The following is a 16018-nucleotide window of genomic DNA, read 5'->3' on the forward strand; positions in this document are numbered from 1 at the left end:
GCGCCCTATGGAAAAAGCGGTGGCAGCGCGTCGTCATGCGGCGCGGTTTCCCGGGGGGCGCCGTCATCCTTGTAGTAGTAGCTGTAACCGTTGATGGCCGGCGCGCCGCCGAGATGCGCATAGAGGATTCTCGAGCCTTCGGGGAAGAAGCCTTTCCTGGTCAAGTCGATCAGGCCCTGCATCGACTTTCCCTCGTAGACCGGATCGGTGATCATCGCCTCGGTACGGGCCGCCAGCCGGATCGCCTCATTCGTGGCGTCCGACGGAACGCCATAGGCCGGATAGGCATAGTCGGGATTGATCACGATTTCGTCCTCCCGCACGCCGCGGCCCAGCCCGACGAGAGCGGCGGTGTCGTCGACGATGCGGCGGACCTGCGCGCGGGTCCGGTCGAGTGTGCCGGAGGCATCGATGCCGATCACCCGGTCGGCGCGGTTTTGCGCGGCGAAGCCGACGATCATGCCGGCCTGCGTCGACCCGGTCACGACACAGACGATGATATAGTCGAAGGCAAAGCCGAGCTCGCTCTCCTGCCTTGCGACCTCCTCGGCAAAGCCAACATAGCCCAGACCGCCGAATTTGTGGACCGAGGCGCCGGCAGGAATAGGGTAGGGCCTGCCGCCGGCATCCTTCACCGACTGGATCGCATCCTGCCAGCTTTTGCGAATGCCGATGTCGAAGCCGTCGTCGACGAGCCGGCTGTCTGCGCCCATCAGGCGCGTCAGCAGGATGTTGCCGACCCGGTCGTAGACCGCATCAAAGTGCGGCACCCATTTCTCCTGGATGACCACGCATTTCATGCCGATCTTGGCCGCCGTCGCGGCGACCATGCGCGTGTGGTTCGACTGCACGCCGCCGATCGACACCAGCGTGTCGGCGCCGGACGCAATCGCATCGGGCACGATATATTCGAGCTTGCGCAATTTGTTGCCGCCCATTGCCAGCCCGGAATTGCAATCGTCACGCTTTGCGTAGACCTGCAGTTTTCCGCCGAGCGCCGCGCTGAGGCGCGGCAGATGCTCGATCGGCGTCGGGCCAAAGGTCAGCGGATACCGTTCAAACTTGTCGAGAAGTGACATCGACCTGCCTCTGCCGTGTTCGTTTTTCGATACGCAGAGAATAGACGAATTGGGGCGAAAGGTGCTCTCGAAGGGGCCTCGGGTTTTCTTGCATCCTTGCAAAGGAATGGACTACATTTAGCTTGATCGTTCAGCAAAGTCGGCACAAATGGAAGAGTCTTCCAACCAGACGTTCGACCGGATCGACATCAAGATCCTGCGGGCTCTTCAGGCCGAGGGGCGGCTGACCAATGCCGAGCTGGCAGCCCGCGTGAATGTCAGCGCCGCCACATGCCATCGGCGCACGCAACGCCTGTTCGAAGAGGGCTACATCACCGGGGTCAGGGCGGAGATCGCGCCAGCCGCGGTCGGGCTCGGCGCGCTGGTCATGGTCGGCGTCGTGCTCGACCGCTCGACACCTGAAAGCTTCGCCGCTTTCGAGGAGGCCGCCCTCAAGCTCAAGGAGGTCCTGGATTGCAATCTCGTGGCCGGCGACTTCGACTATCTGTTGAAGATACGCGTGCGCGACATGGCGGATTTCAACAAGCTGCACGGCCAGAAGCTGATCGCGCTGCCCGGCGTCCGGCAAACCAGGACTTTCTTTGTGATGAAGGAGGTCAAAGAGAACGCGCGGCTGCCGTTTTGACAGTCCCGCAAATCCGAAGGCGCGGCAAAGGCCGTGTACGCTCTACTCGTGCCGCAGCGCGTCGATCGGGTCGAGGCGTGCGCCGCGCAGCGCCGGGAAGAAGCCGAACACCATGCCGATCAGCGCCGAAAAGCCGACGGCAAGCAGCACGACGGCGGGACTTGGCGCGAAGGGTATCGTCAGCGCCATCGAGGCGAGGCCGGCCAGCGAAAGCCCGATCAAGATGCCGATGATGCCGCCAAGCAGCGACAGCACCGTCGCCTCGACCAGGAACTGGATGAGGATGTGTTTTTCATGCGCGCCGATGGCCAGCCTGATGCCGATCTCGCGCGTGCGCTCGGTGACCGAGACCAGCATGATGTTCATGATGCCGATGCCGCCGACCAGGAGGCTGACGCCGGCGACGGCGCCCAGCATGCCGGTCATGGTGGTGGTGGCGCTCGTCATCGCATCGGCGATCTGGGTCATGTCGCGGATGGCGAAATCGGCATCGCGGTCCGGCGTGATGCGGCGCGTGTCGCGCAAGATGTCCTCGACGCGCGGCTGCAGCTCGGTGGTCGGCGTGCGGTCGTCGGCGGCGATGTAGATGTTGTCGATGTCGCGGTTGCCGGCGATCCGCCGTTGATAGGCATGCAGCGGCATCAGCACGACATTGTCCTGGTCCTGGCCGAAGCCGGTATAGCCCTTGGGCTCGAGCAGGCCGATGATCTTGCAGGAGGTGCGGTTGACGCGGATGATCTCGCCCTCCGGATCGCCGGCGCCGAAGAATTGCTGGCGCACCGTTTCGCCGATCAGGCACACACCGGTGCCGGCGCGCGTTTCGGAATCGCTGAACGACCGTCCCGACACCAGTTTCCAGTCGCGGGCGTCGAGATAGGCGCTGTCGGTTCCGGTCACGCCCGAGGTCAGGCTTTCGGTGCCGAAGATGACGCGGACCTGTTTTTGCGAAGCGGGCGAAATCGCGCGCGCGCCGCTCAGATGCGCAACGAGCGCGGTGACATCTTTTTCGGCCAGCGGCCTCACCGCCTGGTCGAGGCCTCCCGGTCCGCCTGGCCCCGCCGGGCGGCCGGCGCGAACGACGAGCAGGTTGCTGCCGAGCTTGGAAATATCGGCCTTGACCTTCTCCGTGGTGCCGGAGCCGATGGTGAGCATGGCGATAACGGCCGCGACGCCGATGACGATGCCAAGCAGCGTCAGGAACGAACGCAATACGTTGCGGCGGATCGAGCGCAGCGAGAGGCGGACGGTCTCCCAGATCATGCCGCTTCCTCCGCTTTGAAGGTATCGGAAGCGACATGGCCGTCGAGGAAGCGGACGGTGCGGCCGGCATAGTCCGCGACGTCGGCCTCATGCGTGACCATGACGATGGAGAGCCCGAGATCGGCGTTGAGCCTGGTCAGCAACTCCATGATCTCGTGCGTGCGCGCCGTGTCGAGATTGCCGGTGGGTTCGTCGGCGACGAGCAGCATCGGCCTGGTGACGATGGCGCGGGCGATCGCCACGCGCTGCTGCTGGCCGCCCGAAAGCTCGGCAGGCGTGTGGTGCTCGCGCCCGACAAGGCCGACCTGGGCCAGCGCCTGCATGGCGAGATCGCGGCGCTCGCGCGCGGCAACGCCGCGATAGATCAGCGGCAGCTCGACATTTTCCGCCGCGGTCGTGCGCGGCAGAAGATTGTAGCCCTGGAAGACGAAGCCGACATAGAGGTTGCGCAAAAGCGCGCGGCGGTTGCGGTCGAGCCGGCCCGCGTCGAGACCCATGAAGCTGTAGGTTCCGGCCGTCGGGGTATCGAGGCAGCCGATGATGTTCATCGCGGTCGACTTGCCCGAGCCGGAGGGGCCCATGATGGCGACGAATTCACTTCTGCGGATGGCGAGATCGACGCCGGCCAGCGCATGCACGCGGGCTTCGCCTTCGCCGTAGCTTTTCCAGACCTTGTCGAATGTGATGAGCAGGGGAGCCGACACCGGTCAGCTCCGCTGCTGGGCGCCGGTGATGACTTGCGCGCCCTCGTCGAGGCCGGACGTGATCTCGGTCAACTCGCCGTCGGTCGAACCGATCTTGACGTTGACCGGATGCGGTTGGCCGTTCTCCAGCACATAAAGCGTGCGCGAGCCGTCGGTCGTCGCCTTCGTCACCTCGCGCTGCCGGTTGGGGCGGCCCATGCGGCCGGTGAAGAGGTCGCTCAGGCTCCAGCCGCGGTCCGCCCGTTGTGTCGGGCGATAGCGGAAGGCAGTGGAGGGAACGGTAAGCACGCCCTTGGCCTGCCGGGTGACGACTGAAACCGTTGCCGTCATTCCGGGCCTCAAGAGAAGCTCGCCATTGTCGACTTCGAGACGCGCATTGTAGGTCACGACGCCGTCTGTGGTGACCGAGGCATAAGAGATGTCGCGGATTTCGGCGTCGAAGGGGCGGTCCGGGAAAGCGTCGACGGTGAAGCGGGCATGCTGGCCGGGCTTCACCGCGCCGATATCGGCCTCGTCGACCGCGGCCTGCAATTCCATGTTCCGAAGGTCGGCGGCGATGATGAAGAGCACGGGCGCCTGTAGCGAGGACGCGACCGTCTGGCCGGGATCGACCGAGCGCGTCAGCACGATGCCGTCGATCGGCGCATAGATGGTGCTTTTCGCGAGATCGGTCTGCTGCGCCTTGAGATCGGCCTGGGCGATGGCCAGATTGGCCTCGGCGCTGTCGAGTGCCGCCTTCGAACGATCGCGTGTCGCGGTCGCCGCTTCGAGCGACTGGTCCGTCGCCATGCCGCGCTTGGTGAGCGCGTTGGCGCGCACCACCGCGTTCTCGTTTTCCTGCAAGGTCACCTTGGCGTTCTCGACGGCCGCCGCGGCCGCCTTGGCGGAGGCAGTGGCGCGTTCGATCTGGACCTCCAGCTTGGCGGTGTCGAGCGTCGCCAGCACGTCGCCCTTCTTGACCTGCTGGTTTTCACTGGCCGCGACCGAGCGGACGATGCCGGAAAGCTCGCTGGAGATGTCGACCTGGGTCAGCGGGTGCAGCGTGCCCGTTGCCGACACTTCGACGGTGAGGTCGGCCGTCGCGGCCGGGACGGTGGAATATTCAATCCTGGGCGGCGCGGCGGCATACCATTGATAGGAGGCAATGGCGGCCGCGACGATCGCTATCGCCAGCAGCGCGTAGGTCCAGAATCGGCGACGCTTGCGGCTTACGCCCTTGCGGTCGAGCCCGAGCGCGGCCTCTATGGAAGTATCCGATTCCGCGTTTGGCGGATTGACAAGCTGGTCCACGCCGGACCCCTATGCTGAAATCGATGTCCCTATCCCTGCACAAATCAGGCCTTAAGGTTCGAATTTCAAATTAAATTTCCCTCATGTTGGGATTCAGGCAGAAATTCGAGGCGAGGCGAAAGGTCTTCTCCATGGCGCGCAATTACTTGCTTTACGATGTGTTTACCACCGAAAGGCTGGCCGGAAATCCGCTTGCGGTGGTGCTCGACTGCGATGGGCTCGACACTGCCGGGATGCAGGCGATCGCGCGCGAGTTCAATCTTTCCGAGACGGTGTTCGTGCTGCCTGCCGACAATCCAAAGCACCGCAACCGTATCCGCATCTTCACGCCCGACTATGAAATGCCTTTCGCGGGGCATCCGACGGTGGGCTCGGCGATCGCGCTGGCCGAGCTCGCCGGCGAGGCGACCGGCATCTTCGTGCTGGAGGAGAATATCGGACCGGTGCGTTGCGCGGTGAGCAAGCATGACGGCTCGACCTTCGCCGAGTTCGATCTGGCGAAATTGCCGGAACAGCTGGAGCTCAAGGCCGACCCGGAAGCGATCGGCGCGGCGCTCGGCCTTGCCCCGCACGAGATCGGCTTCGAGAATCACCGTGTCGCCTTCTGGTCGGCCGGCGTGCCCTACGTCACCATTCCGGTTGCGGACCTTGAAGCGGCGGCCAAGATCAGGCTCGATAACCAGGCGTGGTCGGAATTGGCTCCCCGCAAGAGCGAATGGGCCATGGCCAGCCCGTATGTCTATTGCCGCGAGCGGGTCAACCACGACAGCGCCTTTCATGTGCGCATGATCGTGCCCGGCAATCCGTCCTACGAAGATCCCGCAACCGGTTCGGCCGCTGCGGCCTTCGCCGGCGCCATCATGCATTTCGACGCCCCGACCGACGGCACCGCGCAGCTCTGGCTCGAGCAAGGGCTGGAAATGGGCCGGCCGTCGCGCATCCGGCTCGAGCTCAACGTCGATGGCGGAAAACTGGCCTCCGCGCGCATCGGCGGCCACGCCATCAAGGTGGCTGAAGGCAGGTTGTTTGTCTGACGCCTGCGGGCTTTTTTGAGCGAGCATGATCCTTTCCGAAAACCGGAATCCACTTTTCGGGATCATGCCATGTCGATTTGTCGGGAAATGATCCGGCAGGGCTAGACATCACCGAAAGCGGCGGCTATATGCGCCGCCGACGCTGGGTTTTCCCGGCGGTGTGGGTGTGTAGCTCAGTTGGTAGAGCAGCTGACTCTTAATCAGCGGGTCCACAGTTCGATCCTGTGCACACCCACCATCTAGTCTCTTGTTTTTCCCAGTGTTTTTAGCCTACCGAAAAGACTCCTTCTTTTCCGGCCTTTAGTGGGTTGCTGCTCGGAAATACGGACGCTGAGACGGCCAACGCTGAGATAAGTGCGGCAATGTTTGCCTTTGGTCTCTGTCGACGCGTTTTTGGGTCCCGCACATTTCCTGGTAGATGGGAGACGATGGCGCGCTGATGGAAAGTGCCGGTCCGAATTTCGATGGTACGTCAGAAGCCAAGCAGAGTGCGTTGGTCGGTCCACGAATTCGGAAGCTCTGACAGCCGGGACAAACGCTTGCGTGTCAACTCGGTAGGCTGGCGGCCTTCGATGATTGCTTGGCAGATATCAGGAGCGGGGAAGGCAAATCGGAGGACGCGGCTCAGGTCGGAGACGTCCATCCGCTCGCGCTCTGCCAAATCTGCGATGGTCAGATCCGAGCCATCTGTTAGAGCTTCTAAAAGTTGGTGAGCCTGCCGCAGCAAATCCAAGAGCCCTGGATCGGTGGTGGATGCTTCGGCGGCACCTTTGCCATTTACGACCGGCCTGGTTTCGATGCCTCGGCGGCGTAGATCGATCGGAATGGCGATTGTGTGGTATGCGGACACTGTGTCGGTTTCATCGACCTTTAGGCCAAGCGTCTTGAGCAGTCCGACGATGCTGAGTTCGACCGTGACACAGTCGGCATTCAGGACGACCTTCTGGATCAAAGTGGTCACAAGCTCTTTTCGTCGATCGACAGATGCAGCTTGCAACTCGTCTGCTGTTGCCTGAGCCGCCTACGGCATGGCCGCCGATCTGTTCCAATATCGCCGTCAGGCGGGGCCGTTTCTACTTGAGATCCTCCGGGCGGCGCCCGGAGCCGTGCAGGTCAGTGATCTCGGCCGCTATTCCAGTCCAGGATCGGATGCAGCATCGCTGCGAAACAGCATTTTCGGGCTATTGGTTTCAGACCCATCGCCACGCCGTCCGCCTGGAAGATCCCACCGTCGCGGGCCGGGCACTCGCGATTAGCCGCCCAAGGATGTCGACCCCTCACGGAAGGAATGACTTGTTGGCAGAGCGCTCTCGGTTACAGCCCTTCGCACGATTGCATGGGCTTTTGTGCCGATGGATCTTGTGTTTCGAAGTGGGTTAGCTCGTTGTTGCCGCACCGTTCGCAATTTTGGAAGCCAACCGGGTCGACCTGACGTCCTCGAACATTGGCGGTCGATCACCAATCTGATGCTCGGTCGCCAAACCATCCACTGTGCGCTGTCGCTGGAAGCCAAGACCAACGCACTTACAGCGTGGAAAGCAATGGAACGAACAAACCCGATGCGCGACGTTGCTGAGCAATCCTGCCTATTCGACAGGGCGGGTTATGCTATCATGGCGGGCACCTGTGCCCGCCATGACTTTTGGCTGGAATGACAGGCAGCCTCTACTTCATTCCACCAAGCGCATTTACGTCCGCGCAGAATTCGGCATAGGGCTTGCTCATTGCTGCGTCCTGGCATTCCCTCATCATCATCTCGCGCTTGGCCTTTGGGACGGCCATAAACGTTGCCTTAAACTCAGGGATCGGCTTCAACGTTGTCATGCTTGCATCAGTATAGAATGGCCGGATGTTATCGACGACATCGAGTGCGCCGGCAAGTGCCACGCCCCCAAATGCGGAAAGAGCAATTGCTCCACCGAGGCAGATAGATTTGATGTTCATGACGAAGTCCTCTTCTTGATTGAGCAACCGTCCGCTTGACGACTGCAGTGATGGTTTCTTTTGTGAGCAGGTCGGATGTTCTCCGGGACAAGGTGTTATCAGGCGTAAAATGGGTTGGAGTATATTGCACGATGGTATCGTCGATACTTTGGTATCGAACATAGCAAAAACAAAAAAAGAATCTCAATGTAACGTCCTATTTATTCTTGACGGAAAATCGGCCCAAGGTTGGCAAGAAACTTCTGAGGTCGGGCGCGAAGCTGAGGGAGAGTTTCGGGACAAGCTTCTGCCGCGCCGGTTGGTAAGCGTCCCAGCAGGACGAGTTCGTCAGAGAAGGGATGGTGACGAACTGCCGTGTCCCGGAATTTCGTCGCGGTCGCGCCCGAAAGGACGGCCTGCAGGCGACGTTCTTGTCGGCATGAGCGCGAGCACGAAGCCTTTCGTGCCACCATAGACGCCGTTCAGCATTTGCGATGCGATGGTGGCAGCCGAGGATTAATGTCGATGCAGCGCCTTGCCCACCAATGCGGCCGTCCGTAGCGTCGATCTAGCAGACGAGCTGCTGGCCACCGTCGATGTCGTATGTAGCGCCTGTCAGCGCCGTGTTGCTCATGATGTGAACGGCCAGAGCGGCGACGTCGGCCGGGCCGACGACACGCCGGATGGGCAGCGTCGCCCGCAGCTCGTCGCGTCGCTTGTCGAGATCATCGCCGAGGATTGACGCCGAAAGCTGCGTATCGACGAAGCCTGCGGCGATTAGATTGACGCGGATAGGTGCAAGATCGAGGGCAAGGTTGGCAATGAGGGCAGGGAACGCGACCGTGGCGGTGGAGGCGATTGCGAGGCCGGCCCGCGGTCGGCGAGCGCCTGTTCCACCCATGAACACCAACGAGCCCGCCGGCCTGACTTTGCCGGCGGCGCCGCGTGCGACCTCGATCGCGAGCAACAGGTGCTCTGTGAGGCTGCGGCGTGCCTCCTCTGACGGCATCTTGAGGGGAGGCCCGTAGTGAGGAACGCCGGCGGTGACCATCACATGGTCGATCGGGACTGTCAGACCCTCGAAGAATGATTGGAGGGAGGTCGGGTCATTGGCATCGAAGGCTGCGGTGAGCTGTGGTTTGAGCTCGCGCGCTGCTTGTTTGAGGCGTTCCGGATTCCGTCCAACGAGAATAATGCCAGCACCCTCGGCGCGGGCTCGCCTGGCGGTTTCAAGGCCGATGCCCGCGCTGCCGCCAATGACGACGACGGTCTGCCCGAGCAGTGCCGGCTCGCGCAGGGTGAATTCAGCAGTGATTGCGGTGGCCATGGTTCTCCAATGGATGACGCGAGCAACCGGCCGCTGCTTCGAGACGGTCGCGGCCTTACTCGCAAATGCGCGTATAGTTGGTTCGACAATTTCAGGGGGCGGGCGTCGCCGTTCCGACCGCTCGCCTCATATCGACTGCCGCAGTGACTTGAATGCGGCCCTGAGTTCGCTGGAGAAGAGCGCCGGCTGCTCCCAGGCGGCGAAATGGCCGCCCTTGTCGACCTTATGGAAGTAAATCAGGTTGCGATATGCGCGGCGCGCCCATGTCTCCGGGGCTTGATAGCTTTCGCCCGGAAAGACGGTGATCGCGACCGGGAGTGATATCTCCGACGTTTTCTGCGCGGCGGCAAGGGCAGGGCTGCCCGGGCCTGCTTCCCAGTACAGCCGACCCGACGACGTCGCGGTGTTCGTGAGCCAATACAGCGTGATGTCGTCGAGTACCTCGTCCGGGGATTTTTCGGGATCAGTACTGTTATAGGTCCATTTCGTAAAGCCTGGGTGGCCGAGCATCCAGGCCGCGAGGCCGGCAGGAGACTCCGTTATCGCATAGCCAATGGTCTGTGGCCGTGCGCCCATCATCAGGGCATAGGAACGGTTGCCCATCTTGGCGGATGCGCCGAGCGCGTCGAAGGCCGCGCGTTCTTCCCCGGACAGTCCCGCTGGCGGCGGCCCGCCGGCGGCGAGCACCGCGGCCACGTCGGGTGGCACGATCGCCGGCAAATTGATATGGATGCCCAACAGGCCAGCCGGCGCCTGGCGCGCCATGGCGCCGGAGACAGGCGAGCCCCAGTCACCGCCTTGCGCCACGTAGCGGGCGTAGCCAAGGCGCTTCATCAGCTCGGTCCAGGCCCGTGCGATGCGGTCGGGTCCCCAACCTGTGTCGGTGGGCCTGCCGGAAAAGCCGTAGCCTGGCATCGAGGGAACGATCACATCGAACGCGTCCTCTGGGCGGCCGCCGTGCGCGACCGGATCCGTGAGCGGGCCGATGACCTTGAGCTGCTCGAGCACCGATCCTGGCCAGCCGTGGGTGATGACGACAGGCAGAGCATTGGCGAACTTCGAGCGCACGTGAATGAAATGAATGTCGACGCCATCGATCTTCGTGACGAACTGCGGCAAGGCATTCAGCTTGGCTTCCGCCTCCCGCCAGTCATAATCGGTGCCCCAATATTCGACGAGCGGCTTTAGCTTCGCGAGCCTGATGCCCTGCGACTGGTCATTGACCGTCTCGCGGTCGGGCCAGCGCGTCGCCGCGATGCGCTGGCGAAGGTCGGTGATCTCTTCCTGGGGGATATTGGCGGTGAAAGGCCTGATCGAAACGTCAGCGGCTACCACGGGTGTTCCATGAGACAAGCTGATGGCCCCGGCGGTGGCGAGCTGTGCGGGAGATGTCGAAGGCATGGATATTCTCCTTTTGTTGCGATTAATGATCGGCCAAGTCGCCTAGGAAGCTGGCAAGGTCCAGTTCCGCGTCTCGAGTCTGAAAACCGCGCTTCATCGCGCCCTCGATCCGGCTTTGAAATTCCGGGCCATGCATGCCCTCGACAAAAAGATTTGAGTCGCGTTTGAAGTCCTCGGCAGGTGCGAGCGCGATCGCGTTGACCCGCTCCTTGACCGCGATATGGCCTGCGGTCGGGAACTTGGCGATCCGATGAGCCAGCGATCTGACGAAATTGCCGATCGCTTCGGCAGGGAGCGCTCGATTGATCCACCCATACCGTTCGGCCAGTTCCGCGTCGTAGTCTTGCGCGCTCAACATGACCTCAAGCGCCCGTGCGCGGCCCATCAGGCGGACCAGATGTTGCACGCCACCGGCACCTGGGTTCACCCCGAAAGCCGGTTCGAACTGACCGAAGATCGCTGACTCGCGCGCCGCAAAGCGCATGTCGCATGCCAGCACGAACTCGCTGCCCACGCCCCGCACGCGACCTTCAATCTGCGCGATGCTGACGATGCGGCTTGCGCTCAAGTGGCGGAACAGGAGGCCGACCGATGGTTCGGCGCCCAGCTTCGTCATCGCCCCACCGAGCTCCGTCATCCGTGTTACGTCGACGTGGGAAATGAAATAGTCAGGATTGGCGCTCCTGAACACGATCACCTTCAAGGCGCTGTCGGCCTCAGCATGATGAACGAGGGTGACCAGATCGCGGACCAGTTCGGGCCCAAGAAGATTGATCGGCGGCGCGGCAATTTCGGCGAACAGAACAGCGCCTTCCTGATGCACGGTCAACGTTTCGAAGATCATCTTCGGATTCCTGGTTTTGTGGCCGGCTTCGCGTCTACCGGCGGAGAGTGGCGCAGGCGCCACTGTCTTGACTGCGGTGGACCGGGCCTATGCCCGGTCCACCTGGGAGGAGAGCGGAACGGCAAGCCGCTCCGCTCGCGTCAGCTTCAGATTTCTTGGCGCAACGACCGAAACGCCGCCCGAAGTTCTCCGGAGAAGAGCAATGGCTGCTCCCAAGCTGCGAAGTGACCGCCTTTGTCGACTTCGTTGTAGTAGATCAGCTTGGGATACGCCCGCTCTGTCCAACTCCGCGGAGCCTGATATTGCTCACCTGGAAAGACGGTTACCGCCACCGGGATTGTGACGCCCTTGGCATTGAAGAAGCCACCCTTGTATTCCCAATAGAGGCGAGACGCAGAGACCCCCGTATTCGTCAGCCAGTAAAGCGTAATGTTGTCGAGGATTTCGTCCCGCGTCAGTTCGCCCGTGGCGCTCGTGGTCCGGTTCAACGCCGAGGCGACCGCCGCCGCGGGCTGGCCACCACCGTCGCCGTGGTCAAGAAGCCAGGCTGCCAGGCCAACGGGCGAATCCGCGATGCTGTACAATGTTTGCGGGCGCGAACCCATAAACCTCGCATAGTCGACCTGCTTGAATGTCGTGATCAGCTGCTGGTAGGCGCGTCTTTCCTCGACTGAGAGACCGGATGGCGGGGGGCTGCCGAGCTGGAGTGCCTTGTCGACGTCGGCCGGGACGGTGCCAGGCATGTTGGTATGAATGCCGAGCAACCCTTCAGGCGCCTGCAGACCCATCTGATCAACCACGAACGCGCCCCAGTCGCCGCCTTGAGCGACGTAGCGGGTGTAGCCGAGACGTTTCATCAGTACCGCCCAGGCCCGACCCATACGCTCAGGACCCCAGCCGGTGCTCGTCGGCTTGCCTGAGAAACCGTAGCCCGGCATCGAGGGGATCACCACATCGAAAGCATCCGATGCGCTCGCTCCGTATGCCGTTGGATTGGTGAGCGGATCGATGATCTTCAATTGCTCGATGATCGAGCCGGGCCATCCATGCGTGACGATTAGCGGCAAGGCATTTGCATGTTTCGAACGGACATGAATGAAATGAATGTCGAGCCCGTCGATTTCGGTGATGAACTGTGGCAGCGCCTGCAGCCTCTTCTCCACCTTGTGCCAATCGTAATCTGTCGCCCAATAGGCCGCGAGTTTCTGAATTGTCGCGAGCTGTACGCCTTGGGATGTATCGGGCACGGTTTCCCGATCGGGCCAGCGCGTAGCGGCGATGCGCCGGCGAAGCTCGGTGATCTCCCTCTTGGCGAAGCTGACCGTGAACGGGCGGATCGCATCGACGCTTGTCGCCGCGTGCAGTGTGCGGGGGAGCATGCTGAGGGCGCCGGCGGCAGCCGTCGCCGCAAGCAGTTCGCGACGTGTGGGCGGCGGTAGTGATATTGCTGACATAGTATCCTCCTTCGTCTACCCGATCTGTTCGGATGCCAGATGAAGATCGACTTCTATATGCGGAAAATCTATTGCACGTAGGTATTGGCAATACTTTTGTATTGGTCCGCACTCCAGTAAATTCGTTTCAGCGCATGCGCAGGTTTCGCCGCGCAATTCGGCTTTCTGGAACGGGGCGAGCATTCCCCGAACGGAGACCGCAATTTAGCCCGCAAGCGCGCCGGCTCACAAAGATTTCATCCCGCGAGCCGGGCAGCCGGACGTCGAACCCTTCTGGCTAACACTGGCCAAGGGCCACGGCGCCGTCCATCCGGCACTCCGGCGAGCTCCTCCGTGTGTAACGGCTCGGATAGCTTCAATTTGCCTGTTCGGACGCTGAGGCGGCCTGAGTTCACTGTGTGCTCGGGTATCGAGGGTCGGTTGCACCGGCATGTCCGGGCGACTACGGAAAGCGGGTTCACCGGTAGAGCTTCACAGAAACGCGCTTCGCCACGTTCCTTGAAAAGCTCTCCGGAACGCGTCAATCCCCATGTCCGCCGAGGCGTCGAACCGGCCAACCGCCGGTTACTGCCGGCTGAAATTGGACGCCGCCTCGGCGGGAAGAACTTTCGCGATGTCGACGACCAATTGACGCTGGCTCATGGTCGCGTCTTGCCCGTGCGATACGTGTCCTTAGCCCCGCGGCAAAGCCGAAATGAGTTCGCTGGTTTTCAGGATCGAATGCGCATAGGTCGGACCGTTCAGCTCGTGTGCCGCATGCATCATGTCCTTGGTGAGCGCGGCGGTCGCGTCCCGCACCAGGGTGACGTGATAACCAAGTTCCATCGCGTAGCGCGAAGTGGATTCGACGCAGGTATTGGCAAGGAGCCCCACGACGATGACATGGGTAATGCCGTGCTGCCGCAGCTGCTGGTCGAGATCGGTGTTGGCAAAGCCGCTTTGCGCCCAGTGTTCCTTGATGACGATGTCGCCGGGCTTTGGAGCAAAGTCGGGATGCCAGTCACCACCCCATTCGCCGCGAGCAAACGAATGCATTGTCATGATGCTGATCTGCGTCGGATTAGGGTGACACCAGTCCTCATAATCGCCGGGTTCCCAGCGGCGGTGCGGGACTATGAACACTCTTATTCCCGCGCTTCGCACAGCCCGGTCGATGGTCTTGAGGTTGTCGATCAGCCCCACCTCTTCCGCGATCGGCTTGACGCGCGTCCAGGTCTTGCCGCCCTCGGAAAGGAAGTCGTTGTAGGGATCGATGAACAGGAGCGCGGTCGACTCCTTGTTGTAATTTGGCTGCGACATTCTTCACCTCCATCAGTGTTCGTTCGGGCTGTTTTACGGGTTAGTTCCTAAGGGCCGCCCGCTCGATGCTGGCGGCAAAGAGCGGTGTTTCTCCCTTGTTGTGAGCGATCGACATGGGCTGGCGTTGCGAGCGAAACACGTCAATGGGGATTCCTTGCCGCTCCAGGAAGGTCGCGAAATCCCTTGTCGCGGTTGAGCGGACGTGATTCGTGAATTCGCACTTGCTCGAGTCGACGGCCTTGACACTCATCTCCCACAGAATGTGGATCGTGGTCCGGCCCGCGGGGGTGAAGAGGTCCGAAACCGATTCAAGGATGAGATGGTCTTTGCGACCGAGCGTCTCGACGTAGTGCTGCACCATCAGGCTGCCGCCGATGACCTCGACATTGATCGACATGCGCCTGCCGTCCGCCGCCGTGGTGAAACCCGCTGCGACATGGGCTGGAGAGCAACCTTGATACTCGTGCTCGGCGAGCGTGAAGCACCATTGTGGAATATCAATCTTGTCGATCGGCGCATTGATGGTCGCCGTCACGCTCGAATCCACGATTTCTTGATCGCCCATAGCGCATCTCCTTTTCTGCTACAGCATAGACTTCGATTGCTCGCGGCAACAAATCTATTGGACGATGGTACCGGCAATACTTTGGGATTGGTCCGAGACGAGATGCCTTTCGTTCCCACAAACCAACACCAATGCACAATAGACGCTTGCGCGGGAGCACGTGACCTTCGCGCCTGCGCGGACATCGCGAAAGGATGGCAATGAAGATCTCGCCCATGTACTGGACGCGATACCGGGCATGGTGTGGGCTGTGCTGCCCGATGGGCAAGTAGACTTTGTCAATAAGCACTGGACCGACTACACGGGCCTCAGCCTGTAGGAAGCCCAATTCTGGGCGCGACGGGCCACCGCCATTCCTGCATTGGCGTGGTCGGCTCGTCCTGATGGCGCTGCGGAATTCTTCAACCAGCACTATTTGGATTGCATGGGTCTCTCGCAGAACAGGCGAACGGTTGAAAGTCGCGCGCCTTGAAACCGAGATGATCCCCTTGCTCGTCGATCCATACCAAGGTGTCGAGGACACCATGGTGCAATAGATTCACGACCCGATTGGTAGGTACGACATCTCGAAACGACCGCGATCACTGACATGAGGTCATCAGATGTCCAGGCTTAAAACCGCTATCATCATCGGTTCCACGCGCGATTCGCGCTTCGGGCCAAAGCCCGCCCAGTGGATTTTTGAACTCGCCAGGAAACGGGTACAGCTCGAGGTCGAATTGGTGGATCTGAAAGAGTTCCACCTGCCGTTCTTCAACGAAAAGGCAACCAACTTCTTGTTGCCGAGCGAGGAGCCAAGGGCCATTGCCTGGCAAAGGAAAATCAGCCAGTTCGACGCCTACATTGTGGTTACTCCAGAATACAATCGATCGATGCCCGCCTCGCTCAAGAATGCGTTCGATCAGGCGTACAACGAGTGGAACAGGAAGCCGATAGGGTTCATGGGCTACGGTTCCGTTGGTGGCGCGCGTGCAATTGAGCACGCCCGCGCCACCACAACCGAATTGCAGATGGTCAACTTGCGCTCGGCCGTGCATGTCGGAGGATCGGAGTTCTACAAGGTTCATCCCGACATTGGTAACCAACCGCTGTCGACCATCGAGGACGCCATATTGCCGTCCGCCAAGGACATGCTTGACCAACTGATTTGGTGGGGTGAAGCCACCAAGGGCAAACGAGCACAGACCGAGACGGCCTGAAGACAGATGCAGTC

At 61.4% G+C, this 16018-nt stretch carries 16 protein-coding genes and 1 tRNA gene; 5 read left to right on the forward strand and 12 right to left on the reverse strand.

What is annotated here, in order from left to right:
- Window positions 1-5: 5 nt before the first annotated feature.
- On the reverse strand, window positions 6-1079 hold the full coding sequence (locus ACWGS9_RS14365; protein ID WP_454505874.1) for a 1-aminocyclopropane-1-carboxylate deaminase: 1074 nt from the start codon (window positions 1077-1079) through the stop codon (window positions 6-8).
- A gap of 148 nt (window positions 1080-1227) precedes the next feature.
- Between ACWGS9_RS14365 and ACWGS9_RS14370 the strand changes: the two genes are divergently transcribed.
- On the forward strand, window positions 1228-1704 hold the full coding sequence (locus ACWGS9_RS14370) for an Lrp/AsnC family transcriptional regulator (protein WP_127228827.1): 477 nt from the start codon (window positions 1228-1230) through the stop codon (window positions 1702-1704).
- A 42-nt stretch (window positions 1705-1746) separates the two neighbouring features.
- On the opposite strand, the gene ACWGS9_RS14375 is transcribed toward ACWGS9_RS14370, so the two are convergent.
- The 3 genes from ACWGS9_RS14375 to ACWGS9_RS14385 are packed head-to-tail and all read right to left on the reverse strand — an operon-like array spanning window position 1747 to window position 4958.
- Window positions 1747-2964 carry an ABC transporter permease gene (locus tag ACWGS9_RS14375; protein WP_454505875.1) on the reverse strand — a complete coding sequence of 406 codons (1218 nt, stop codon included), beginning with the start codon at window positions 2962-2964 and terminating at the stop codon, window positions 1747-1749.
- Window positions 2961-3668: an ABC transporter ATP-binding protein gene (locus ACWGS9_RS14380; RefSeq protein WP_454505876.1), complete on the reverse strand. Its 708-nt coding sequence runs from the start codon at window positions 3666-3668 to the stop codon at window positions 2961-2963. Before ACWGS9_RS14380 ends, ACWGS9_RS14375 begins: the two co-directional genes overlap by 4 nt.
- A gap of 3 nt (window positions 3669-3671) precedes the next feature.
- Window positions 3672-4958: an efflux RND transporter periplasmic adaptor subunit gene (locus tag ACWGS9_RS14385; protein ID WP_454505877.1), complete on the reverse strand. Its 1287-nt coding sequence runs from the start codon at window positions 4956-4958 to the stop codon at window positions 3672-3674.
- Between the two features lie 131 nt (window positions 4959-5089).
- Between ACWGS9_RS14385 and ACWGS9_RS14390 the strand changes: the two genes are divergently transcribed.
- Together ACWGS9_RS14390 and ACWGS9_RS14395 are read left to right on the forward strand one after the other, a co-directional pair.
- Complete coding sequence (locus ACWGS9_RS14390; RefSeq protein WP_454505878.1) at window positions 5090-5992, forward strand: PhzF family phenazine biosynthesis protein; 903 nt, start codon at window positions 5090-5092, stop codon at window positions 5990-5992.
- A 162-nt stretch (window positions 5993-6154) separates the two neighbouring features.
- Window positions 6155-6230, forward strand: a tRNA-Lys gene (locus ACWGS9_RS14395).
- A 234-nt stretch (window positions 6231-6464) separates the two neighbouring features.
- Here ACWGS9_RS14395 and ACWGS9_RS14400 read toward each other — a convergent pair.
- Entirely contained in the window at window positions 6465-6953 is a 489-nt protein-coding gene (locus ACWGS9_RS14400) for a hypothetical protein (protein WP_454505879.1), read from the reverse strand.
- A 391-nt stretch (window positions 6954-7344) separates the two neighbouring features.
- Here ACWGS9_RS14400 and ACWGS9_RS14405 point away from each other — a divergent pair, with 391 nt between their 5' ends.
- Window positions 7345-7647 (forward strand): hypothetical protein, encoded by a 303-nt coding sequence (locus ACWGS9_RS14405; RefSeq protein ID WP_454505880.1) that lies wholly within the window; start codon window positions 7345-7347, stop codon window positions 7645-7647.
- A gap of 10 nt (window positions 7648-7657) precedes the next feature.
- On the opposite strand, the gene ACWGS9_RS14410 is transcribed toward ACWGS9_RS14405, so the two are convergent.
- From ACWGS9_RS14410 to ACWGS9_RS14440, 7 genes are all read right to left on the reverse strand, one after another.
- On the reverse strand, window positions 7658-7936 hold the full coding sequence (locus tag ACWGS9_RS14410) for a hypothetical protein (protein ID WP_454505881.1): 279 nt from the start codon (window positions 7934-7936) through the stop codon (window positions 7658-7660).
- Between the two features lie 547 nt (window positions 7937-8483).
- Entirely contained in the window at window positions 8484-9242 is a 759-nt protein-coding gene (locus tag ACWGS9_RS14415; RefSeq protein WP_454505882.1) for an SDR family oxidoreductase, read from the reverse strand.
- A 126-nt stretch (window positions 9243-9368) separates the two neighbouring features.
- Window positions 9369-10643 (reverse strand): epoxide hydrolase family protein, encoded by a 1275-nt coding sequence (locus tag ACWGS9_RS14420; RefSeq protein WP_454505883.1) that lies wholly within the window; start codon window positions 10641-10643, stop codon window positions 9369-9371.
- A gap of 22 nt (window positions 10644-10665) precedes the next feature.
- Window positions 10666-11487: an enoyl-CoA hydratase/isomerase family protein gene (locus ACWGS9_RS14425; protein ID WP_454505884.1), complete on the reverse strand. Its 822-nt coding sequence runs from the start codon at window positions 11485-11487 to the stop codon at window positions 10666-10668.
- A 146-nt stretch (window positions 11488-11633) separates the two neighbouring features.
- Window positions 11634-12941 (reverse strand): epoxide hydrolase family protein, encoded by a 1308-nt coding sequence (locus ACWGS9_RS14430; RefSeq protein WP_454505885.1) that lies wholly within the window; start codon window positions 12939-12941, stop codon window positions 11634-11636.
- A gap of 672 nt (window positions 12942-13613) precedes the next feature.
- The gene (locus ACWGS9_RS14435; protein ID WP_454505886.1) at window positions 13614-14240 is read right to left on the reverse strand and encodes a cysteine hydrolase family protein; all 627 of its coding nucleotides are present in this window, start codon (window positions 14238-14240) and stop codon (window positions 13614-13616) included.
- A 40-nt stretch (window positions 14241-14280) separates the two neighbouring features.
- Window positions 14281-14805, reverse strand: coding sequence for a hypothetical protein (locus ACWGS9_RS14440; protein WP_454505887.1), 525 nt, complete (start codon window positions 14803-14805; stop codon window positions 14281-14283).
- Window positions 14806-15407: 602 nt separating this feature from the next.
- Between ACWGS9_RS14440 and ACWGS9_RS14445 the strand changes: the two genes are divergently transcribed.
- A complete protein-coding gene (locus tag ACWGS9_RS14445; protein WP_454505888.1) occupies window positions 15408-16004 on the forward strand; it encodes an NADPH-dependent FMN reductase in 597 nt (198 codons plus the stop codon).
- Window positions 16005-16018 lie beyond the last annotated feature (14 nt).

It is taken from the genome of Mesorhizobium sp. Arg314 (assembly GCF_053714275.1).

Coding starts and splice junctions, on each gene's coding strand:
- ACWGS9_RS14365 (WP_454505874.1), bottom strand. CDS start 1,079: ATGTCACTTCTCGACAAGTTTGAACGGTATCCGCTGACCTTTGGCCCG.
- ACWGS9_RS14370 (WP_127228827.1), top strand. CDS start 1,228: ATGGAAGAGTCTTCCAACCAGACGTTCGACCGGATCGACATCAAGATC.
- ACWGS9_RS14375 (WP_454505875.1), bottom strand. CDS start 2,964: ATGATCTGGGAGACCGTCCGCCTCTCGCTGCGCTCGATCCGCCGCAAC.
- ACWGS9_RS14390 (WP_454505878.1), top strand. CDS start 5,090: ATGGCGCGCAATTACTTGCTTTACGATGTGTTTACCACCGAAAGGCTG.
- ACWGS9_RS14405 (WP_454505880.1), top strand. CDS start 7,345: ATGGATCTTGTGTTTCGAAGTGGGTTAGCTCGTTGTTGCCGCACCGTT.
- ACWGS9_RS14410 (WP_454505881.1), bottom strand. CDS start 7,936: ATGAACATCAAATCTATCTGCCTCGGTGGAGCAATTGCTCTTTCCGCA.
- ACWGS9_RS14415 (WP_454505882.1), bottom strand. CDS start 9,242: ATGGCCACCGCAATCACTGCTGAATTCACCCTGCGCGAGCCGGCACTG.
- ACWGS9_RS14420 (WP_454505883.1), bottom strand. CDS start 10,643: ATGCCTTCGACATCTCCCGCACAGCTCGCCACCGCCGGGGCCATCAGC.
- ACWGS9_RS14425 (WP_454505884.1), bottom strand. CDS start 11,487: ATGATCTTCGAAACGTTGACCGTGCATCAGGAAGGCGCTGTTCTGTTC.
- ACWGS9_RS14430 (WP_454505885.1), bottom strand. CDS start 12,941: ATGTCAGCAATATCACTACCGCCGCCCACACGTCGCGAACTGCTTGCG.
- ACWGS9_RS14435 (WP_454505886.1), bottom strand. CDS start 14,240: ATGTCGCAGCCAAATTACAACAAGGAGTCGACCGCGCTCCTGTTCATC.
- ACWGS9_RS14440 (WP_454505887.1), bottom strand. CDS start 14,805: ATGGGCGATCAAGAAATCGTGGATTCGAGCGTGACGGCGACCATCAAT.
- ACWGS9_RS14445 (WP_454505888.1), top strand. CDS start 15,408: ATGTCCAGGCTTAAAACCGCTATCATCATCGGTTCCACGCGCGATTCG.